Consider the following 18,000-nt stretch of genomic DNA (forward strand, 5'->3'; position numbering starts at 1 on the left):
CAGCGGCACACAAGCGATTGATTTTGAAAAATAGTTGACGGTTGTCAGGTGGCAGTTGTCAGTAAAATCTCACAAAATCAAGCTGATCTGCGTTGCTCTTATTCTGTTTTGACTGAGGAACCTCGGAATGACCCTGCTGAGTCTTGATGCCATTACCCTCTCTTATGGTCTGCCGCCACTGCTGGATGACGTGCGCGTCACCATCGAGCGCGGCGAACGCATTTGTTTAATCGGACGCAACGGCACGGGCAAATCCACCCTGCTCAAAATCATCGCCGGTGAAGTGCAGCCGGACGCCGGTCAACTGCGGATCACGCAAGGCGTGAGCATCGCCAAGTTAGCGCAGGAGATTCCCGCCGCGCACGATGCCAGCGTGTTCGACCTCGTCGCCGCCGGTTTAGGCGACCTCAGCAGCTTGGTGCAGGAATACTTTCATCTTTCGCATCATCTGACTGCCGACGCCAGCGCCGCCGACCTCGCCCGCCTCGCGCAGGTGCAGCAGCAGTTGGATGACAGCAACGGCTGGGAAATTGAGCGCCGCACCGAGCGCGTTATCTCGCGGCTGGGCTTAGATGCCGAAGCGTATTTTCCCGCGCTCTCCGGTGGCTTGCAGCGGCGGGTTTTGCTGGCGCAAGCACTGGTCACAGAGCCAGATGTGCTGCTGCTGGACGAGCCAACGAACCATCTCGACATCGACTCCATCGCGTGGCTGGAAGAATTCCTGCGCGAGTTCTCCGGCGCACTGCTGTTTGTGACCCACGACCGCCGCTTTTTGCAGCGCGTCGCCACCCGCATTCTCGAACTGGATCGCGGACATCTCACCGACTGGCCCGGCGATTACGCCAATTATCTGCGCCGCCGTGAGGAGCGATTACACGCCGAACAATTGGCGGCAGAACAGTTTGATCGCAAGTTGGCAGAAGAAGAGGTCTGGATTCGGCAAGGGATCAAAGCGCGTCGCACCCGCAATGAAGGGCGCGTGCGGGCGCTTAAATCGCTGCGTGAGGAACGGCGCGAACGGCGTGAACAAATGGGCAACGTGCGGCTGCGTGTCAGCGAGACCGAGCGTTCTGGCAAGTTGGTGGTTGAAACTGACGACATCAGCTACGGCTGGGGCGCGGAGCCGGTGATTCGCCACTTCAGCACCTTGATTTTGCGCGGCGACAAAATCGGCATCATCGGCGCGAATGGCAGCGGCAAAAGCACCTTGCTCAAATTGCTCCTCGGCGAACTCGCGCCGCAGCAGGGCATCATTCGGCACGGCACCAATTTACAGATCGCCTATTTTGACCAGCTCCGCGCCCAGCTTGATGTGGAGCGCAGCGTGCAGGACAACGTCGCTGGCGGCAGCGATCACATCGACATCAATGGCGCGAGTCGGCACGTGCTGTCGTATCTCAAAGATTTCCTGTTCACCCCGGAGCGAGCGCGGCAGCCAGTCAAGGCGCTGTCGGGCGGTGAACGCAATCGGCTGTTGTTGGCAAAGCTGTTTACGCGCCCCGCCAACGTGTTGGTGCTGGATGAGCCGACCAACGATCTCGACACCGAAACGCTGGAATTGTTGGAAGAATTGCTGGTGGATTTCGCTGGCACCTTGCTGATCGTCAGCCACGACCGCGCTCTGCTCGACAACGTCGTCACCAGCACGCTGGTGTTTGAAGGCGAAGGCGTCGTCAACGATTACGTCGGCGGTTATGACGACTGGCTGCGGCAGCGTAAATCCCCCCAAACGCCCTTTTCCAACAAATCCCCCCAACCCCCCTTTTCCAAAGGGGGGCTTATGGAGAAAGGGGTGGCGGTGGTTGCTAAAGCGAAACCGGCAGCGGACAAACTCAGCTACAAAGAAACCCGTGAATTGGCGGCGCTGCCCGCACAGATTGAAGCGTTGGAATTGGAACAGGCGGCGCTGCATGAGCAATTGGCTGATCCGACGCTGTATCAGGCTGACGCCAGCGTTGCCGCCGATGTGCGGACGCGGCTGGCGACGGTGGCAGCAGAACTCGCCACTGCTTACGCCCGGTGGGAAGTATTGGAAGCGCGGCAATGAGCAGCACTCGCGCTGTCAAGTGGCAGCAATTCCGCGATTCTCGCGTCATCAGCATGATATTTCTGGGTTTTACCGCAGGGCTGCCGCTACTGCTGATTTTTTCCTCGCTGTCATTGTGGCTGCGGGAAGCGGGCGTCGCCCGCGATGCCGTCACCTTTTTTAGTTGGGCAGCACTCGGCTATTCCTTCAAATTTTTATGGGCACCGTTGATTGATCGTTTGCCGGTGCCGCTGTTGACGCGCCAGCTCGGACGGCGACGTGCTTGGCTGCTGGTGGCGCAGTTCGCCATCATCAGCGCGATTGTGTTGATGGCGTCGATTGATCCGGCGCGAGGTGCCGAAAGCCTGACGCAGATGGCGCTTGCTGCGGTGCTGCTGGGATTTTCAGCAGCAACGCAGGACATCGTGATTGATGCGTATCGGATTGAAATTGCGCCGCCGGAATTGCAGGCGTTGCTGTCAGCGGTCTACATCGCGGGTTATCGGGTGGGAATGGTGGTGGCGGGCGCGGGGGCGTTGACGTTGGCGGCGTGGTTTGGCTCCACGACGGAGATTTACAGCTACGCAGCTTGGCAGACGACCTATTTGATTATGGCGGCGTTGGTGCTGATCGGCGTGTTCACGACGTTGTTGATTCAAGCGCCCGATCTCAAATCCCCCCAACCCCCCTTTTCCAAAGGGGGGCTGCCAGATTATCCGCCAGCCGCGTATCTCCGCCTGCTCGCAGTGTTTGGCGTGACTGCCGCCGCGTTTGTGCTGATGTTTTTTTTGAGCAATCAAGCATTTATAGCGATGAAAGCTGGCGCTGGGGCGGGCGCACTGACTCACTTTTTATTGGAATTGCTGCACTTTGCGCTGGCGCTGATCGCTGCTGGCTGCACCGGCTGGGTGCTGGTCAAAGTGGGTGCCGTCAATCGCACGCTGGCGCAGGAGACGTGGATTGCACCAGCGCAGGATTTTTTCCGCCGTTACGGACTCAATACCGCGTTGCTGTTGCTGGCGCTCATCGGGCTGTATCGTATTTCCGACATCGTGTTAGGCGTGATTGCTAACGTGTTTTATCAAGACCTCGGCTTCACGAAACCGCAAATCGCAGCGGCGGTGCAAACCTTCGGCGTGGTGGTCAGCATCGGCGGCGGCTTGCTCGGTGGGCTGCTGGCAACACGACATGGCGTGATGCGTATTTTGCTGCTCGGCGCAGTGCTCTCAGCCGCTACCAATCTGATTTTTGTAGTACTGGCGCACACCGGAGCCAATGTGCCGCTGCTGTATCTCGCCGTTGGCGCTGACAATCTCGCCGCTGGTTTGGCGAGCGCCGCCTTTATCGCTTTTTTATCCAGCCTCACCAACATCTCATTTACCGCCGTGCAATATGCAATTTTCAGTTCCTTGATGACGCTGTTGCCCAAACTGCTCGGCGGCTATTCCGGCGCGATGGTCGCCAATCTGGGCTATCCGGGCTTTTTCCTGTTCACCACCTTGATCGGAGTGCCGGTAATCGGGCTGGTGTGGCTGGCGGGACGCCGTCTCGCTCTGAATGAACCGACGTTGAGGACAAATCCATGATGATTATTCGTGCCGAGCAATTGGCGGTCTTTCAACAGGTTGCGCGAATCAATTTAGAAAATGCGCTGGTTGCTGAATTTCAAGCCGCCGCACCCACTTTGAGCGCCGCGCTGGGTGAGCCACCGCTGCGGCTGGCGGTGCAATTGGCGCTGGCTGCGGCAGCGGAGTTTGGGTTGCAAGCGCGGACGACATTGCGCTTGGTGGTGGAATTACGCTGGTTGTTGGGCAGCGCCGTGCTCACTGATCCGCAATATCAGTGGCTTGCAGACAGTTTGCGGACGGACGCGCCGGAGCCGACTCGCGCTGCGTCCGTATATGAACAGGCGTTGGCGTATCACGCGACGGTGATTGGTGCAGGTGCGGAATTGCAACGGACGGCGCGGCAACATTTTATGGTGTGGCTGCGCCAGCCGTTTACGTTGACCGGACACGATTTCGGGCCAGCGATGATGCGGGTGCTCACTGAGATTGATCCGCTCAAAGCGGGTTTGAGCGGCGAGCCGGCGCTGCAAGCGGTGGTGCGCAGCGGTTATGCGCTGGCACGGGAGCGCAGTGTGCCGACGTTGCGCGGTTACAGTGTGCTGATTAGCTTGATGTTTTTGTGCGGACACGGCTGCATTGACGATCCGCTGTGGCTGTGGATTGGCGCGACGTTGAACGATGCGAGCAGTGACATTGGGCAACGGATGGAGCGCTTGGAGGCGCTGACGCTGGCGTGGTTAGAACAGGCGACGGCTACACCTGCGGAAGGCATCGCGGCGGTAGGATTTACGCCGCTAGTACTTGATTAACTTACGGAATCATCTCGGTGAACTGACCGGGCAAGAGGACTGAAATCACGCCGCCGTAGCTGCAAATCAATTTAGAAGTCTCGTTGAGCGCCGGCATATTCGCCAGCAATACCGTCGGTGAACCGGGCACCCAAGGCGTGGCAGTCGCTGGAATGCACGGCATTGGCGTCAACACGCCGAGTGCGGCTGCGGTTGCTGAGGCGACGGTTGGATTGGCGGGGCTGCTGCACATGCCGAACGGCAAGATATTCACCAGCGGCACATGATCCATGATGTTAGCGGCAGGCATATTGCTGGTCAGGGTGCGATTGACCGGCAACACCATGAAAGTGCTGGGCGCAACGCCGAATGAACATTGCAACATGGCACCCGAACAAACGTGCATTCCCATTAAATTTTCCTCTTCAAAAACACTAAATTACGCGAGTTGCAGCGTTTGTTGGATGAGTGCGCCATCGCTCACAAATAGGCGCTGCAACGCAGTTGGCGTGTCGCCTTCCGCATAAAACGCCGTCGCCGGGCCGAAAAAATCGCTCAATTCAGCGGCGGTGCAGGTCGGCAGATACACCCGCAGCACTCGCGGATCGTAATAGCGAAAATAGCGCGGTTGCCCAGAAAATTCCCACACAGTCAACAAGTTACGAAAATGAATCCGCAAGCTGCGGAAATGCGCGGCGGAGACGATGAGAATGCCCCAATGCTTGCCCAAACCTTCGCTGATGAATTGCGCCGCCAACGCGGAATCGGGCGCGAATTGCACCAAATAAGGTGCGACCTGCGCCAATTCGGTGTCGATCTCGCCGGGTAATAAACAGACGTGTGGCACGGCGGCAGCGGTCAAACGGGCGGGCAAATTGGGCACCGCTGCGCCATCCAGCACCGCGCACAGCGGCTGCTGGGGATCAGCCAAACTGCGTTGAAAAACCTGAACTTGTTCCTGTTTCATACGAGTGCATCACCGCTTGCTGCCGCTGCCACCAACGCCTTGACCATTGTTTTCGTTTCCGCAGTTGCAATCGTTTTTGCCTTTTGCGCGGTCACGGTTGAGACCTTGCCCGCAGTGGCGGTCGCCGCTTCTTTCGGCGCAGTCGGCGCGGTGGCGCTGGCGGGTGAACAACCGGAACCCGCACCAGCCGCCCCGCCGCTGTTAATCATCACCATCGGCCCCGAAATCATCACGCCACTTGGGCCGATCACAATGAAGCTGCTAGAGTTTTTTAACGTCACGCTGGCAGTTCCTTCAATCACCACATTCATGCCCGATTTCAGATGGATTTCTGTGCCGGCATCAATTGCATATTTCACGCTAGTTTTGTGCTGGATATTGGTATTGGCTTTTAACGACACGCCGCCCGTGATGGCTTGATTATAATCACCAGTCACCGTCAAATGTTTATCGCCGCCAACTTTTTCCAATTGATTGCTGGTGACGGTTAAATGCTGTTTCCCTTTCACCTGTTCTAACTGATCTTTAACGACCAACGTATGCTGCTCATTACCAATCCAAGTCACTGCGTCATTTTTCACTCGCGTTTCATAATCTTTCTGCGCGTGAATAAAAAGCTGCTCCGAATCTTTTTTATCTTCTAACCGGATTTCATTAAAACCAGCGCCACCAGTACTGCTGCTGCTTTTAATCGTGCTTTTTGTCGCGTCGGCTGGCAATGTATAAGGCGGCGTGCAATCACCGTTATAGACCCGTCCGGTAATAATGGGCTGATCGGGATCGCCTTCTAAAAAATCAACAATCACTTCTTGCCCAACACGCGGCAGCATCATACCGCCCCAACCTTTACCCGCCCAAATTTGCGCCACGCGAATCCAGCACGAACTTTCTTCATTAGAAGTGCCGTAACGATCCCAATGAAATTGGACTTTCACGCGCCCGTGTGCATCTGTAAAAATTTCTTTACCCGATTCGCCCACCACAATTGCAGTTTGCGCTCCTTTAACCACTGGTTTTGGTGTCACTCGCGGAGGACGAAATGCTGTTTTTGCGTCAATTGCGGTGAAGGTGGTACGGAAAGGTTCACGCGATTCTAGCGTGGCAGTGGATTCAAAATCATCGGATTGCAATACTTCCTGCGTGGCAATAATTAAACACTTGCGATTTTGATCGCTCCGCAGATGACCTTCTAAAGTAAACCACGCGCCACAATATAAACCACGCACGGTGCCAGTTGCCTGCACAAGCTCATGCTCTGCCTGCTCTGCTTCCAAACGCACCTTGGCATAATCAGTGCCTTCTGTTGCCGTAGTATAATCATTTTGAAATTCAAATAATTCCATTTTTGCTAAAGCATGATCTTTAGGGGAATTGCTCGTGGCTAATAAATTTGTTTTTGGTGCTGTGAAATTAAAGGCGCGATGAACAAAAATCCCGGAGCGCACACTCTTATTCACGATCCAGCCGTCGATATGATCAATGGTTTTTAACCACGCTGACCGCTCATTGTGAAAAGGAACTGTCGCATAATCGGTGACTGTAGAATGCGCAGTGCTGTTATCCGTTAACACTAAAGTATGTTTACCATCTTCGTGCTTAAAGAAATAATAAATCCCTTCATGTTCCAATAACCGGCTGACAAAGTTTAAATCAGTTTCTTGATATTGAACGCAGTACTCCCAAGTCCGAAAGGTTGCCGTATAATGTTCTTCAATATCGGTTAAGCCATATTTAGAGAAAATCTCTTTGACAATCACGGGTACAGTTTTGCTTTGAAAAATCCGGCAATCGCTCGAACGGGATAAAAACCATAATAACGGCACCAGCGTTGCTTGATAACGGGCATAATTACCATGAAAACCAGTGAAGGCAAATTTTTGTACATAGCCATGATAAAAACGGCGCGTATTATTCAACACTTTTAACGCCACCGTCATTGCCGTGCCCAATAAATCATCCGGTGCCAATGTCGCGTCAGTGCTGAGTAACGTGAGTTCATATTCAAACGGTGCGCTTAAACGTTCCTGCGTCACCATGCTGTATAACAGCAACGTTTCCTCGCCCAGAATGGTATTGACCGATAAAAAACGATTTTTTTGCGTGGCAGTCATTCACTCATTCCTCAAATAAACTTGCCGCTTTAATGAAAAGCGGCAAAGATGTTTTAACGGCGCTCCGCACCACGAAACCGTGCAATCAATTCGTGCAGTTTATGCGAGAGCGTTGCAATATCTTGAACGCGCTCCTGCGCAATTAAAATGTTTTGATCGTTATATTGCGCCAGCCCGCCGACGCGCTCAACGTGATTTGCCAACGCCTGACTGCTGCCAGTTTGTTGTTTGGTTTGATGATTTACCTCCGATACCCGACTCAAAATATCGTCGGCGTGGTGGCGGATCGTTTCAATCGCGTCCGCCGCTTCCCGTGACAGCGCCACGCCACGATTGACCTGTTCGGAAGTCATGCCAACTGCGGTCACAGCCGCCGCACTTTCCTGCTGAATCGTCTTGATTGTATTGGTGATTTCACCCGTCGCCTGCGCCGTGCGATTCGCCAATTTGCGCACCTCATCAGCCACCACCGCAAATCCGCGTCCTTGCTCACCAGCGCGTGCCGCTTCAATCGCCGCGTTGAGCGCCAGCAAATTGGTTTGATCGGCAATTTCGCGGATCACGTTAATGATGGTGCTGATGTCACGCGACCGCTCATCTAATCGCTGCACGCCGCTGGCAACCGTCTGCATCGTGTGGTCAATCTGCCCGATCTCCTGCGCCGTCTGCTGCACAATCGTTGAGGCGCTGGCGGTGATGGTGCCGGTGTCCTGCGCCAGCTCCTGCAATTGCAGCGCCTGCCGCGCCACGCCACCGATTGAGCCAGTGATTTGCCCCATTTCGTCGGTCATCTGGTGCGCAGCATCAAGCTGTTGCCGCGAGTTTTGCACCACCGACTCGGTCGCCGCGCTCAATTCTTGGCTGCTCACATCAAGGCGACGGCTTTCTTCAGCAATCGCCACCACCAGCTCACGCAGCCGCTGCATAAAGGCGTTAAACGCCGCGCCGATGATGCCAATCTCATCTTGGCGCACGACCGCCACCTGCTGCGTCACATCGCCATCCCAACTGACCAGCGTGTGCGCGAGTTGCTGCAACGGGCGCATCAAATGCGCGAGCAGCGGCCACAAAATCGCCGCCAAAATCAGCAAACCCACGCTACCAATCAGCGCCGTCATCAGCATCATCTGCCGCGCCTCCGCCAGCGCATCGGCGAGCGGAAAGGTCAGCACCAGCGCCCAAGTATTCATCGCCTTGCCGGGTTGAATCGGGCGCACCAGCGACATCAAACCCGCGTCAGTGATGAATTCATACGCTTTACCGTCTTTGATCGCCGCCAGTGCTGCCGGCGGTAAATCATGCGCCGCTTGACTCAGGAGCGTGCTGTCGGGATGGCTCGCATAAATACCGGCATTGGACAGCAAGCTGGCGCGTCCTGATCCGAACGGGCGCACCTCGGTGAGAATGTCCTGCAAACCGACCAGCGGATAATCTGCGCCGACCGAGCCAAGAAATTTACCGCCGTCGAGAATCGGCACCATCAGCGACACCATCAACACTGGCTTGCCGCTAATTGGGAAAGAATAGGGTTCACTCGCCCATGGCTGCTTGGTGCGCTTGGGGATGTTGTACCAATCTGCCGTGTCGTATTCCGTCACCGGCTCCACCGCCACCACCCCGCTGGCGCGATTCCAATATGGAATATAACGCCCGGTGGCGTCATTCTCTGGCGCGACGCGGACAAATTCCGTATCGCGGCCATCAAACGCATTCGGCTCCCAATACGACCCCAAACCAACGAGCTGCGGATTGGCTTCTAACACTGCCGCGTTCACGGCTGAGGCCACCGCCCGCTGCGGATCGCGGTCATGGATCGCCCGCAACGCAAGCGCCAGCGATTCAGCGACGGCATACGAATGATCAAACTCGGATTTAATCCGACCGGCGTAGGTGTCCGCCATCCCGCGCACCAGCGTCAAGGCTTGCTCCCGCGCACCGTTCTGGGTGAGCACCGCCATCGTGCCAAATGCCAATAAAAACAGCAGCCCACTTCCGCCCAACATCCACAAAAACAATCGCGCTCGCAGAGATGTCATTCGCATTGCTCAACCCCAAGTAATGATCCGTGTCTCGTTATGTTGTCATCATATTTTAACAACATTGTCACAGTTGCCGGCGGGCTTGCGGTGTTGACAATGTTCAAAACCAAGAGAATTTCATCATGTTACTCAACTGGATACGCTGGGGAATACTCATCATGGCTGTGACTACAACCACATCAATTTGCGCCAAAACAACGGAATCAATTGTGCTGGGCATGGGCTGTTTTTGGGGCGCAGAAAAACGGATGGCGGCGTTGCCCGGCGTGATCGACGTCGAAGCCGGTTATGCCGGAGGTGACGCGCCGCAGGTCGGTTATCGGGACGTGCTGGCGCTGGAACAGCAACTCCAGCGCGGCGCCGCCACCGCCCCGCGCAATCACGCCGAGGTGATTCAGGTCAGCTTTGATCCGACCCAAATCAGTTTGCGGCAGGTGTTGATTGCGTTTTGGCAACACCACGATCCCACGCAGGGCGACCGCCAAGGCAATGATCGTGGTAGCAATTATCGCAGCGCGATTTACACCACCAGCGCGGCACAATTGGCGACGGCGCTGGCGACGCGAGATGACTATCAAACGGCGTTGACCGCTGCCGGACGCGGGCAAATCACAACGGAAATCAAGCAATTGCGGCATTACAACCGCGCCGAGGAGTCGCATCAGGATTATTTGCAGAAACATCCACAGGGCTACTGCGGACTCGGCGGCACTGGCGTGATGTTTCCTGACGCAGCGGCACCGCCCGTCGCTGCTGCGCCCGCGCCGTTGGCGGCAGCAACGCTCAATTTTGCGCGGCAATTGCTCGTATTTGAGGCGGCGGATTGCGCGTTTTGCCAGTTATTTCGCGCCGAAATTCTCGACGGCTGGACGGCAGCAACGCCGATTCGCGCCACGCTGGCGACGTTGCCACCGGATGGCTGGACGCTGAAGCAGCCGCTGCTGGCAACGCCGACCATCGTATTGTTTGAAAAAGGTCAAGAAGTGTCGCGTTTTACCGGCTACAGCGGCGAACAGGCGCGGTTTTGGCAATGGTTGGGCGGGCAGGTGCTGACGCCGGAACAGCGGAAAATCGCTTTTGAACAGGGCACGGAGCGCCCGTTTACTGGCTCGCATCTGGATGAAAAACGCCCCGGCACCTTTGTCGATCCAATTACGGGCGCGGCGTTATTTCGCACCGACGCGAAATTTGAAAGCGGCAGCGGTTGGCCGAGCTTTTTTAATCCGATAGAAGGTGCGCTGACTTTACATGCCGACAGCAATCACGGAATGCACCGCGTTGAAGTGCGCAGCGCCAGTTCTGGAATTCATTTGGGGCATGTCTTTGATGACGGGCCACCGCCGTCTGGCAAACGATATTGCATTAACGGTAAAGTATTGCGCTTTGTTCCAGATTGAATGCTGATCATTAACGCCAGATGAAACAATCTGGCGTTAATGCTTAAACATCAGGGTTAAAAAAACACTCATGCACGAGCGAGATTTGATCAACATAAACGCTGCCGAGCGCATGAGTTTATTGCATGATCAATTAAAAATCAGCGGTTATGTTGGTCATGCGCTGGAAGTGTATCTGGTGCGGCTGGTGTTTTGTTTCTTTGCCGAACACACCGGCATTTTTGCAGCAAATCAGTTTCAAGCGTTGATTGAACAACGCACCGCTGAAGATGGGCAAGATTTAGCACACTGGCTGGCGCAGTGTTTTGAAGTGTTAAATACACCGCACGAAAAACGTTTCACCCGTCTTGATCCGCAGCTCGCCGCTTTTCGTTATATTAACGGTCAATTGTTTGCCGAGCATTTACCCACCGCTGCCTTTAATCGGGAAATGCGCGAGCTTTTATTGGAAGGTTGCGCTTTGGATTGGGGGCGGATTTCACCTGCGATCTTTGGCGCTTTATTTCAATCAGTGATGGACGCTAAAAACCGCCGTCATCTGGGCGCACATTACACATCAGAAACCAATATCTTAAAGCTGATTAAACCGTTATTTTTAGATGAACTGCGGGCTGAATTTGAGCGCGTCAAACGGCAGAGCAAAAGCAATTTATTTGCGTTTCAAGAACAGCTCGCCAGCTTAAAATTCTTTGATCCCGCTTGCGGCTGCGGCAATTTTCTGGTCATCGTCTATCGGGAATTGCGGTTGCTTGAATTGGAAGTGTTGCGGGCGTTGTTTGGCGCGTCTAAAGCGTTATCAATTGGCGCGGGTGAGTTTAACATTCTGTGCAATGTGAATCAGTTTTATGGGATTGAAATTGAGGAATTTCCAGCGCAGATTGCGCAAACAGCATTGTGGCTCACCGATCATCAGATGAATCAAATGGCTTCTCAGGAATTCGGGCAATACTATTTACGGATTCCGCTCACGCATTCCGCGACAATTCGTCATGGTAATGCGCTACAACTGGATTGGCGCGAGCTGGTGCCGCCAGCAAAACTCAATTACATTTTAGGGAATCCGCCGTTTATTGGCAAAGCCTATCAAACGCCCGCGCAAAAAAAGGATTTAGCGCAAGTTTTCCATGATGTCAAAGGCGCGGGCGTTTTAGATTTTGTTGCCGCGTGGTTTCGCAAAGCGGCTGATTATATGGCGGACAACACTGCTGTAAAAACTGCATTTGTTGCAACCAACTCAATCACGCAAGGCGAACAAGTTGGGGTGCTATGGTCAGATTTATTAAAACGCGGGATACACATTCATTTTGCGCATCGCACCTTTCAATGGTCAAATGAAGCAAAAGGCAATGCTGCTGTGCATTGCGTGATTATCGGTTTTGCTTTACACGATGCAATGAAAAAACAGCTTTTTGTTTATGAAACACCGCAGTCTGAACCCAGCGAAATGAAGCCTAGCAATATCAATCCTTATTTGTTGGCAGCACCCAATGTCGTTTTAGAAAAGCGCCGCGTTGCACCGGTCGGTGCATTGCCAATGGTGTTTGGTTCAATGCCGAATGACGGCGGGCATTTATTGCTGTCTGCTCCAGAAAGAGCGGCGTTAATCAGCAAGGAACCGGCGGCGGCAGCGTGGATTAAACCCTTTGCGATGGGATATGAATTAATCAACAATAGCCCGCGTTATTGTTTATGGTTGGTTGATATTTCTCCCGATGAATTACAGCAACTGCCGCACGTTTTAGCGCGAGTGCAGCAATGCCGCCAACATCGTTTACAGAGTTTGCGTCCAGCAACCACTCTTTTAGCAGCGCGTCCCGGGTTATTCGGTGAAATTCGCCAGCCTGCGAGCACTTATTTAGCGATTCCTTGCGTTTCTTCAGAACGGCGACAATATATTCCACTTGCTTTTTTACCCAGCACGCATATTGCTGGCGATAAGTTGCTCATTATTCCCAACGCGCAACGGTATCAATTTGGCGTTTTAACTTCGGCAATGCACATGGCGTGGATGCGCACGGTATGCGGACGACTTGAAAATCGTTACCAATACTCCATTACAATTGTTTATAATAATTTCCCGTGGCCGGAAAACATCACGGATCAACAACGCAATACAATAGAACAGGCGGCGCAAGCAGTATTAGATGCGCGTGCGCAAACGCTGAATGCGTCACTTGCTGCGCTTTATGATCCATTCACAATGCCAGTGAAATTAGTCAACGCGCATCGCCAATTAGATCGTGCGGTTGATGCGGCTTATTCTAAACAGAAGTTTAGTGGCGACGCCGAGCGCGTGGCTTTTTTATTCGAGCGGTACCAACAACGCACCGCGTCGCTTGCGCCGCAAAAACCACAACGCCGGAAACGGGTTTAATCGGTTTTTTGTTGATTGCAGTTGACAGCTTTTAATGAATGTGGTCTTCTATGTCTCAGGTGCTTCAGACACACCGACTAGCGTTATCCGCACACGAAAGTTAGCGGTTTTATTGACACTAACTTAATTGCGTAACACGACACCACGATTAAAGCATATCGTGGGGGTGCGGTGAAATAAGGAGAGCAATCTCACGAATAAACCCGCCGTCTAGTCGCGGTCTGAAGCCCCTACGGGATGCCCAATTTTTGGGTGATGTATCACTTCAGAAAATCGACTAGGAGAGCCTTTTTATGGCCTCGCAAAATCATTCCCTTCCGTCATCTGTCACGATGACATCCCGCGAGATTGCGGAATTGACAGGCAAGCAGCACGGGCACGTCATGCGCGATATTCGCAACATGATGGCACAACTTCACGGCGGCAAATCAGAAGACTTCTTGCCGGAAAAATATCTTAAAAATCAAGGCGATCCTGCTTTGGATGCTGGATTTTCGGCGGCTTTGTTTGGTGTAAATAACGCTGGACAACCCATATACGAATACCTGCTCAACAAGGATCATACCCTGACTTTATTGACTGGTTATGATGTCAAGGCGCGATTCAAAGTAATACAACGCTGGCAGGAACTCGAAGCCGCATTATCAACTCCATCGCAAGCACCTTCTCAATACGTCACTTCTGCATTGCCGTATGCACCGGCATTTGAGATTCAAATTGCAGAATCTGCCGCAAGAATTCTGCGCATGTCAGATACCAGCAAGATTCGGATGCTCACTACTTTATGTGATGCTAAAGGCATCAATCCGAATTTCCTGCCCGCTTATGTCGATGAACCATTGGTGAAAGCCATTACTACGCTATTGAAAGAAATGGATCATCCGCTCGGTCATCATGTCGCCAGAGTTGTGAATCCAACACTTGAAAAATTGGGCATTCTGGAGCATCTTTCACGCAAAGGGCGCGGCAATGAGATTAAGCGATTTTGGAATCTCACCGCTGAGGGTTTGCAATACGGGCGCAATGAAACCAGCCCGAATAATCCCCGCGAGACACAACCGCTGTTTTTTGTGGATCGTTTCCCAGAATTATTGCAGCGGCTGGAGACATTTATTACTGACCACGCGCTGCTGAGTACCAACCTGCAATAACGCACTGGCGCTATAAAAAATCCGCTCCCAATTCACTTGGTGAGCGGGTTTTTTATTTGCTTCGTTGCACCGTTTGCGCCACAATTATCAGAATGATGCCAGTATCTGTTGTGTTAAGAGTCTCTCATGCCCCTATCTTGGAATGAAATTAAAGATCGCGCTCTGCACTTCTCGCGGGAATGGGCAGATGACTGCTCGGAAGATGCAGAAGCCAAATCCTTTTGGGATGGTTTTTTTAATATCTTTGGCGTGAGTCGGCGGCGCTTGGCAAGTTTTGAACAGCGGGTTAAACAGATTGATGGACGCGCCGGTTATATTGATTTGCTGTGGAAAGGAAAGTTATTGGTTGAGCATAAATCACGCGGTAAAAATTTAGATCGCGCTCATGCGCAAGCAACGGATTATTTTCACGGTTTGAAAGACCGTGAATTGCCGCATTATGTGTTGGTTTGTGATTTTGCTCGGTTTCGTTTATATGATTTAGATGCCGACACGCAACACGAGTTCCAATTAGCTGAATTGGTGAATCACGTTCATTTATTCGGCTTTATGGCGGGTTATCAAACCACCGCTATTCAAGAGCAAGACCCGATCAATGTGAAAGCTGCCGAGCGCATGGGTTTGTTGCATGACCAATTAAAAACCAGCGGTTATGTCGGTCATGCGCTAGAAGTGTATCTGGTGCGGCTGGTGTTTTGTTTGTTTGCTGAACACACCGGCATTTTTGAAGTGAATCAGTTTCAAGAGTTAATTGAACAACGCACCGCTGAAGATGGGCAAGATTTGGCGCACTGGCTGGCACATTGCTTTGAAGTGTTGAATACGCCAGAGGGTAAACGTTTAACCCGGCTTGATCCGCAGCTTGCTGCGTTCCCTTATATCAATGGTCATTTATTTACTGAACTGTTACCGATAGCCGCTTTTGATCGAGAAATGCGCGATCTGTTGTTGGAATGTTGCGCCTTAAACTGGGAGCGCATTTCTCCAGCAATTTTTGGTGCATTGTTTCAATCAGTGATGAACCCTGATGAACGCCGTCAACTCGGCGCACATTATACTTCGGAAACGAATATCTTAAAACTGATTCAGCCTTTATTTTTAGATGATTTACGCGCTGAGTTTGAACGTATCAAAAGCAACAAGAAAAAACTATTTGTCTTTCAACAAAAACTCGCCAGCTTAAAATTCCTTGATCCAGCTTGTGGCTGCGGCAATTTTCTGGTGATTGCTTATCGGGAATTGCGGTTATTAGAATTAGAAGTGCTGCGCGCATTATTTAGTGATGCCCGCGATCTTTCTATTGGTGTGGGTGAGTTTAACATTCTGTGCAATGTCAATCAGTTTTATGGCATTGAAATTGAGGAATTTCCAGCGCAGATTGCGCAAACGGCGCTGTGGCTCACCGATCATCAGATGAATCGAGTGGCTTCTCAGGAATTCGGCATAAACTATTTGCGGATTCCGCTCACCCATTCTGCAACAATCCGTCATGGCAACGCGCTGCAAATTGATTGGCGTGATCTGGTGCCGCCAGCAGCATTAAATTATATTTTAGGGAATCCGCCGTTTGTTGGCTCAAAATATATGAGTGATTCCCAACGTGCAGAGGTTGCCAGTATTTTCTACGCGGTAAAAGGTGCGGGCATTCTCGATTTTGTTTCCGCTTGGTATCGTAAAGCAACGGATTACATGACAGATAATCCAACAATTAAAACCGCATTTGTTGCAACCAACTCAATCACACAAGGTGAACAAGTTGGCGTGTTATGGTCAGATTTATTAAAACGCGGCGTTAAAATTCATTTTGCACATCGCACGTTTCAATGGTCAAGTGAGGCAAAAGGTAAAGCAGCGGTGCATTGTGTGATTATTGGCTTTTCTTTATTTGAACCCACTAATAAACAGTTATTTGATTATGAAACGGTGCAATCCAAAGAGGTAGATATTAAAGCAAAAAATATCAATCCATATCTGGTTGATGCGTCTGACGCAGTAATTTCAAAACGAAATAAACCAATTTGCAACGTTCCAGAAATCGGCATTGGCAATAAACCAATTGATGGTGGCAATTACTTATTTACGACGGAGGAACGCGACGAATTTATTAAACGAGAACCTGCTGCCGCTACTTATTTTCGGCGTTGGTTAGGCAGTGATGAATTCATTAACGGATATGAACGCTGGTGTTTATGGCTTGGAAAATGTCCGCCAACTCAGTTGCAAAAAATGCCAGAAGCGATGAAGCGAGTTCATGCAGTGCAACGCTTTCGACTTGCAAGCAAAAGCAAACCAACTATTAAATTAGCAGACACGCCAACGCGATTTCATGTTGAAAACATGCCCAATAACTCGTTTCTACTCATCCCAAGAGTCTCATCAGAACGAAGGAAGTATATCCCGTTAGGTTTTATAGATTCAAAAACGTTAGTGAGCGATGCAGTGCTTCTTATTTCTGATGCAACGCTTTATCATTTTGGCGTTTTAACTTCAGCGATGCACATGGCGTGGATGCGCACTGTATGCGGTCGCCTAAAAAGTGATTATCGCTACTCCGCGAGCATCGTTTATAACAATTTCCCTTGGCCGGAAAAAATCACTGATAAACAGCGCAATAAAATAGAACAGGCGGCGCAAGCAGTATTAGATGCGCGTGCGAATGCGTCACTTGCTGCGCTTTATGATCCATTAACAATGCCGGTTGAATTAGTCAAAGCGCATCGTCAATTAGATCGTGCGGTTGATGCGGCTTATTCTAAACAGAAGTTTAGTGGCGACGCCGAGCGCGTGGCTTTTCTATTCGAGCGGTATCAACAACTCACCGCGCCGCTTGCGCCGCAAAAACCACAACGCCGGAAAAAGCTCACGCCTTCCAGTTAATTTCACTTTCGGTATTTAATGATGAAACTCAATGTTTTTATTCACACGGCTGAAGAAGGCGGATACTGGGTGGAAATACCAGTTTTGCCGGGGTGTATCTCTGAAGGAGAGACTTATGAGGAAGCAATGGCAAATATCATTGAAGCAGCAAAAGGTTGGTTAGCTGTTGCAATTGAGCACATGCCCGATCAAGAGCAAGTGCAAATTGCAGAAATCGAATTATGAAAGCGATTTCTGGTAAACAGTTTTGTAAATTGTTAGAAAGGCAAGGGTGGGAGTTGAAACGCATTCAAGGAAGTTATCATATTTATACCCATCCAGCATATTCAAGCATTTTAACTGTTCCCGTTCATGGAAATCAGGACTTAAAAAAAGGTACGCTCGGTCAATTACTGAAAAATGCTGGCTTATCCGAACTTGACTACTAGGTCTTTGACTACACCGCGCAGCTTTTCTATTCGAGCGGTATCAACAACGCACCGCGCCACTTGCGCCGCAAAAACCACAACGCCGGAAACGGGTTTAATCGGTTTTTTGTTGATTGCAGTTGACAGCTTTTAATGAGTGTGGTCTTCTATAGTTGTCCGCAAAACTAACCATACAGCACCCAAGGCACGAACTGTTCTATCCAGCCCTTGGCATAGCTTGATGATTTGCTGAATACAGCCCAAGAATCAGAGATGACTGACTTTAAGTACTCAT

Annotated in this window: 13 protein-coding genes; 9 read left to right on the forward strand and 4 right to left on the reverse strand. The window is 51.6% G+C overall.

What is annotated here, in order from left to right:
* Positions 1-127 precede the first annotated feature (127 nt).
* From CKO12_RS07115 to CKO12_RS07125, 3 genes are read left to right on the forward strand one after another with little or no spacing between them, the layout of a single operon-like run.
* Positions 128-2,047, forward strand: a complete 1,920-nt coding sequence (locus tag CKO12_RS07115; protein ID WP_200154047.1) for an ATP-binding cassette domain-containing protein — start codon at positions 128-130, stop codon at positions 2,045-2,047.
* Positions 2,044-3,612 carry an AmpG family muropeptide MFS transporter gene (locus CKO12_RS07120; RefSeq protein ID WP_200154048.1) on the forward strand — a complete coding sequence of 523 codons (1,569 nt, stop codon included), beginning with the start codon at positions 2,044-2,046 and terminating at the stop codon, positions 3,610-3,612. Before CKO12_RS07115 ends, CKO12_RS07120 begins: the two co-directional genes overlap by 4 nt.
* Positions 3,609-4,403: a hypothetical protein gene (locus CKO12_RS07125; protein ID WP_200154049.1), complete on the forward strand. Its 795-nt coding sequence runs from the start codon at positions 3,609-3,611 to the stop codon at positions 4,401-4,403. Before CKO12_RS07120 ends, CKO12_RS07125 begins: the two co-directional genes overlap by 4 nt.
* Position 4,404: 1 nt before the next feature.
* Here CKO12_RS07125 and CKO12_RS07130 read toward each other — a convergent pair whose 3' ends face one another.
* Genes CKO12_RS07130 through CKO12_RS07145 form a run of 4 tightly spaced genes read right to left on the reverse strand, consistent with a single transcriptional unit; the run spans position 4,405 to position 9,502 of the window.
* On the reverse strand, positions 4,405-4,794 hold the full coding sequence (locus CKO12_RS07130; protein WP_200154050.1) for a DUF4280 domain-containing protein: 390 nt from the start codon (positions 4,792-4,794) through the stop codon (positions 4,405-4,407).
* A gap of 27 nt (positions 4,795-4,821) precedes the next feature.
* Positions 4,822-5,349: a DUF4123 domain-containing protein gene (locus CKO12_RS07135; RefSeq protein ID WP_200154051.1), complete on the reverse strand. Its 528-nt coding sequence runs from the start codon at positions 5,347-5,349 to the stop codon at positions 4,822-4,824.
* Positions 5,346-7,460: a type VI secretion system Vgr family protein gene (locus tag CKO12_RS07140; protein WP_200154052.1), complete on the reverse strand. Its 2,115-nt coding sequence runs from the start codon at positions 7,458-7,460 to the stop codon at positions 5,346-5,348. Before CKO12_RS07140 ends, CKO12_RS07135 begins: the two co-directional genes overlap by 4 nt.
* A gap of 53 nt (positions 7,461-7,513) precedes the next feature.
* Positions 7,514-9,502 (reverse strand): methyl-accepting chemotaxis protein, encoded by a 1,989-nt coding sequence (locus tag CKO12_RS07145; RefSeq protein WP_200154053.1) that lies wholly within the window; start codon positions 9,500-9,502, stop codon positions 7,514-7,516.
* Positions 9,503-9,657: 155 nt separating this feature from the next.
* Between CKO12_RS07145 and msrA the strand changes: the two genes are divergently transcribed.
* The 6 genes from msrA to CKO12_RS07175 all read left to right on the forward strand — a co-directional run bounded on the left by msrA (position 9,658) and on the right by CKO12_RS07175 (position 17,726).
* Positions 9,658-10,896, forward strand: a complete 1,239-nt coding sequence (gene msrA, locus CKO12_RS07150; protein WP_200154054.1) for a peptide-methionine (S)-S-oxide reductase MsrA — start codon at positions 9,658-9,660, stop codon at positions 10,894-10,896.
* Positions 10,897-11,008: 112 nt separating this feature from the next.
* Positions 11,009-13,270 (forward strand): class I SAM-dependent DNA methyltransferase, encoded by a 2,262-nt coding sequence (locus CKO12_RS07155; RefSeq protein ID WP_200154055.1) that lies wholly within the window; start codon positions 11,009-11,011, stop codon positions 13,268-13,270.
* A gap of 293 nt (positions 13,271-13,563) precedes the next feature.
* The gene (locus CKO12_RS07160) at positions 13,564-14,421 is read left to right on the forward strand and encodes a Rha family transcriptional regulator (RefSeq protein WP_200154056.1); all 858 of its coding nucleotides are present in this window, start codon (positions 13,564-13,566) and stop codon (positions 14,419-14,421) included.
* A gap of 126 nt (positions 14,422-14,547) precedes the next feature.
* The gene (locus tag CKO12_RS07165; RefSeq protein WP_200154057.1) at positions 14,548-17,298 is read left to right on the forward strand and encodes a class I SAM-dependent DNA methyltransferase; all 2,751 of its coding nucleotides are present in this window, start codon (positions 14,548-14,550) and stop codon (positions 17,296-17,298) included.
* 18 nt (positions 17,299-17,316) lie between these two features.
* The gene (locus CKO12_RS07170) at positions 17,317-17,523 is read left to right on the forward strand and encodes a type II toxin-antitoxin system HicB family antitoxin (RefSeq protein ID WP_200154058.1); all 207 of its coding nucleotides are present in this window, start codon (positions 17,317-17,319) and stop codon (positions 17,521-17,523) included.
* The gene (locus tag CKO12_RS07175) at positions 17,520-17,726 is read left to right on the forward strand and encodes a type II toxin-antitoxin system HicA family toxin (RefSeq protein ID WP_200154059.1); all 207 of its coding nucleotides are present in this window, start codon (positions 17,520-17,522) and stop codon (positions 17,724-17,726) included. Before CKO12_RS07170 ends, CKO12_RS07175 begins: the two co-directional genes overlap by 4 nt.
* Positions 17,727-18,000: the final 274 nt, after the last annotated feature.

The organism is Chromatium okenii (genome assembly GCF_016583745.1).
GTDB classification, from domain to species: domain Bacteria; phylum Pseudomonadota; class Gammaproteobacteria; order Chromatiales; family Chromatiaceae; genus Chromatium; species Chromatium okenii.

Bases quoted from the DNA above. Each gene is read 5' to 3' on its own strand.
- CKO12_RS07130 (WP_200154050.1), bottom strand. From the start codon at position 4,794: ATGGGAATGCACGTTTGTTCGGGTGCCATGTTGCAATGTTCATTCGGC.
- msrA (WP_200154054.1), top strand. From the start codon at position 9,658: ATGGCTGTGACTACAACCACATCAATTTGCGCCAAAACAACGGAATCA.
- CKO12_RS07175 (WP_200154059.1), top strand. From the start codon at position 17,520: ATGAAAGCGATTTCTGGTAAACAGTTTTGTAAATTGTTAGAAAGGCAA.
- CKO12_RS07135 (WP_200154051.1), bottom strand. From the start codon at position 5,349: ATGAAACAGGAACAAGTTCAGGTTTTTCAACGCAGTTTGGCTGATCCC.
- CKO12_RS07160 (WP_200154056.1), top strand. From the start codon at position 13,564: ATGGCCTCGCAAAATCATTCCCTTCCGTCATCTGTCACGATGACATCC.
- CKO12_RS07165 (WP_200154057.1), top strand. From the start codon at position 14,548: ATGCCCCTATCTTGGAATGAAATTAAAGATCGCGCTCTGCACTTCTCG.
- CKO12_RS07115 (WP_200154047.1), top strand. From the start codon at position 128: ATGACCCTGCTGAGTCTTGATGCCATTACCCTCTCTTATGGTCTGCCG.
- CKO12_RS07155 (WP_200154055.1), top strand. From the start codon at position 11,009: ATGAGTTTATTGCATGATCAATTAAAAATCAGCGGTTATGTTGGTCAT.
- CKO12_RS07140 (WP_200154052.1), bottom strand. From the start codon at position 7,460: ATGACTGCCACGCAAAAAAATCGTTTTTTATCGGTCAATACCATTCTG.
- CKO12_RS07170 (WP_200154058.1), top strand. From the start codon at position 17,317: ATGATGAAACTCAATGTTTTTATTCACACGGCTGAAGAAGGCGGATAC.
- CKO12_RS07145 (WP_200154053.1), bottom strand. From the start codon at position 9,502: ATGCGAATGACATCTCTGCGAGCGCGATTGTTTTTGTGGATGTTGGGC.
- CKO12_RS07120 (WP_200154048.1), top strand. From the start codon at position 2,044: ATGAGCAGCACTCGCGCTGTCAAGTGGCAGCAATTCCGCGATTCTCGC.
- CKO12_RS07125 (WP_200154049.1), top strand. From the start codon at position 3,609: ATGATGATTATTCGTGCCGAGCAATTGGCGGTCTTTCAACAGGTTGCG.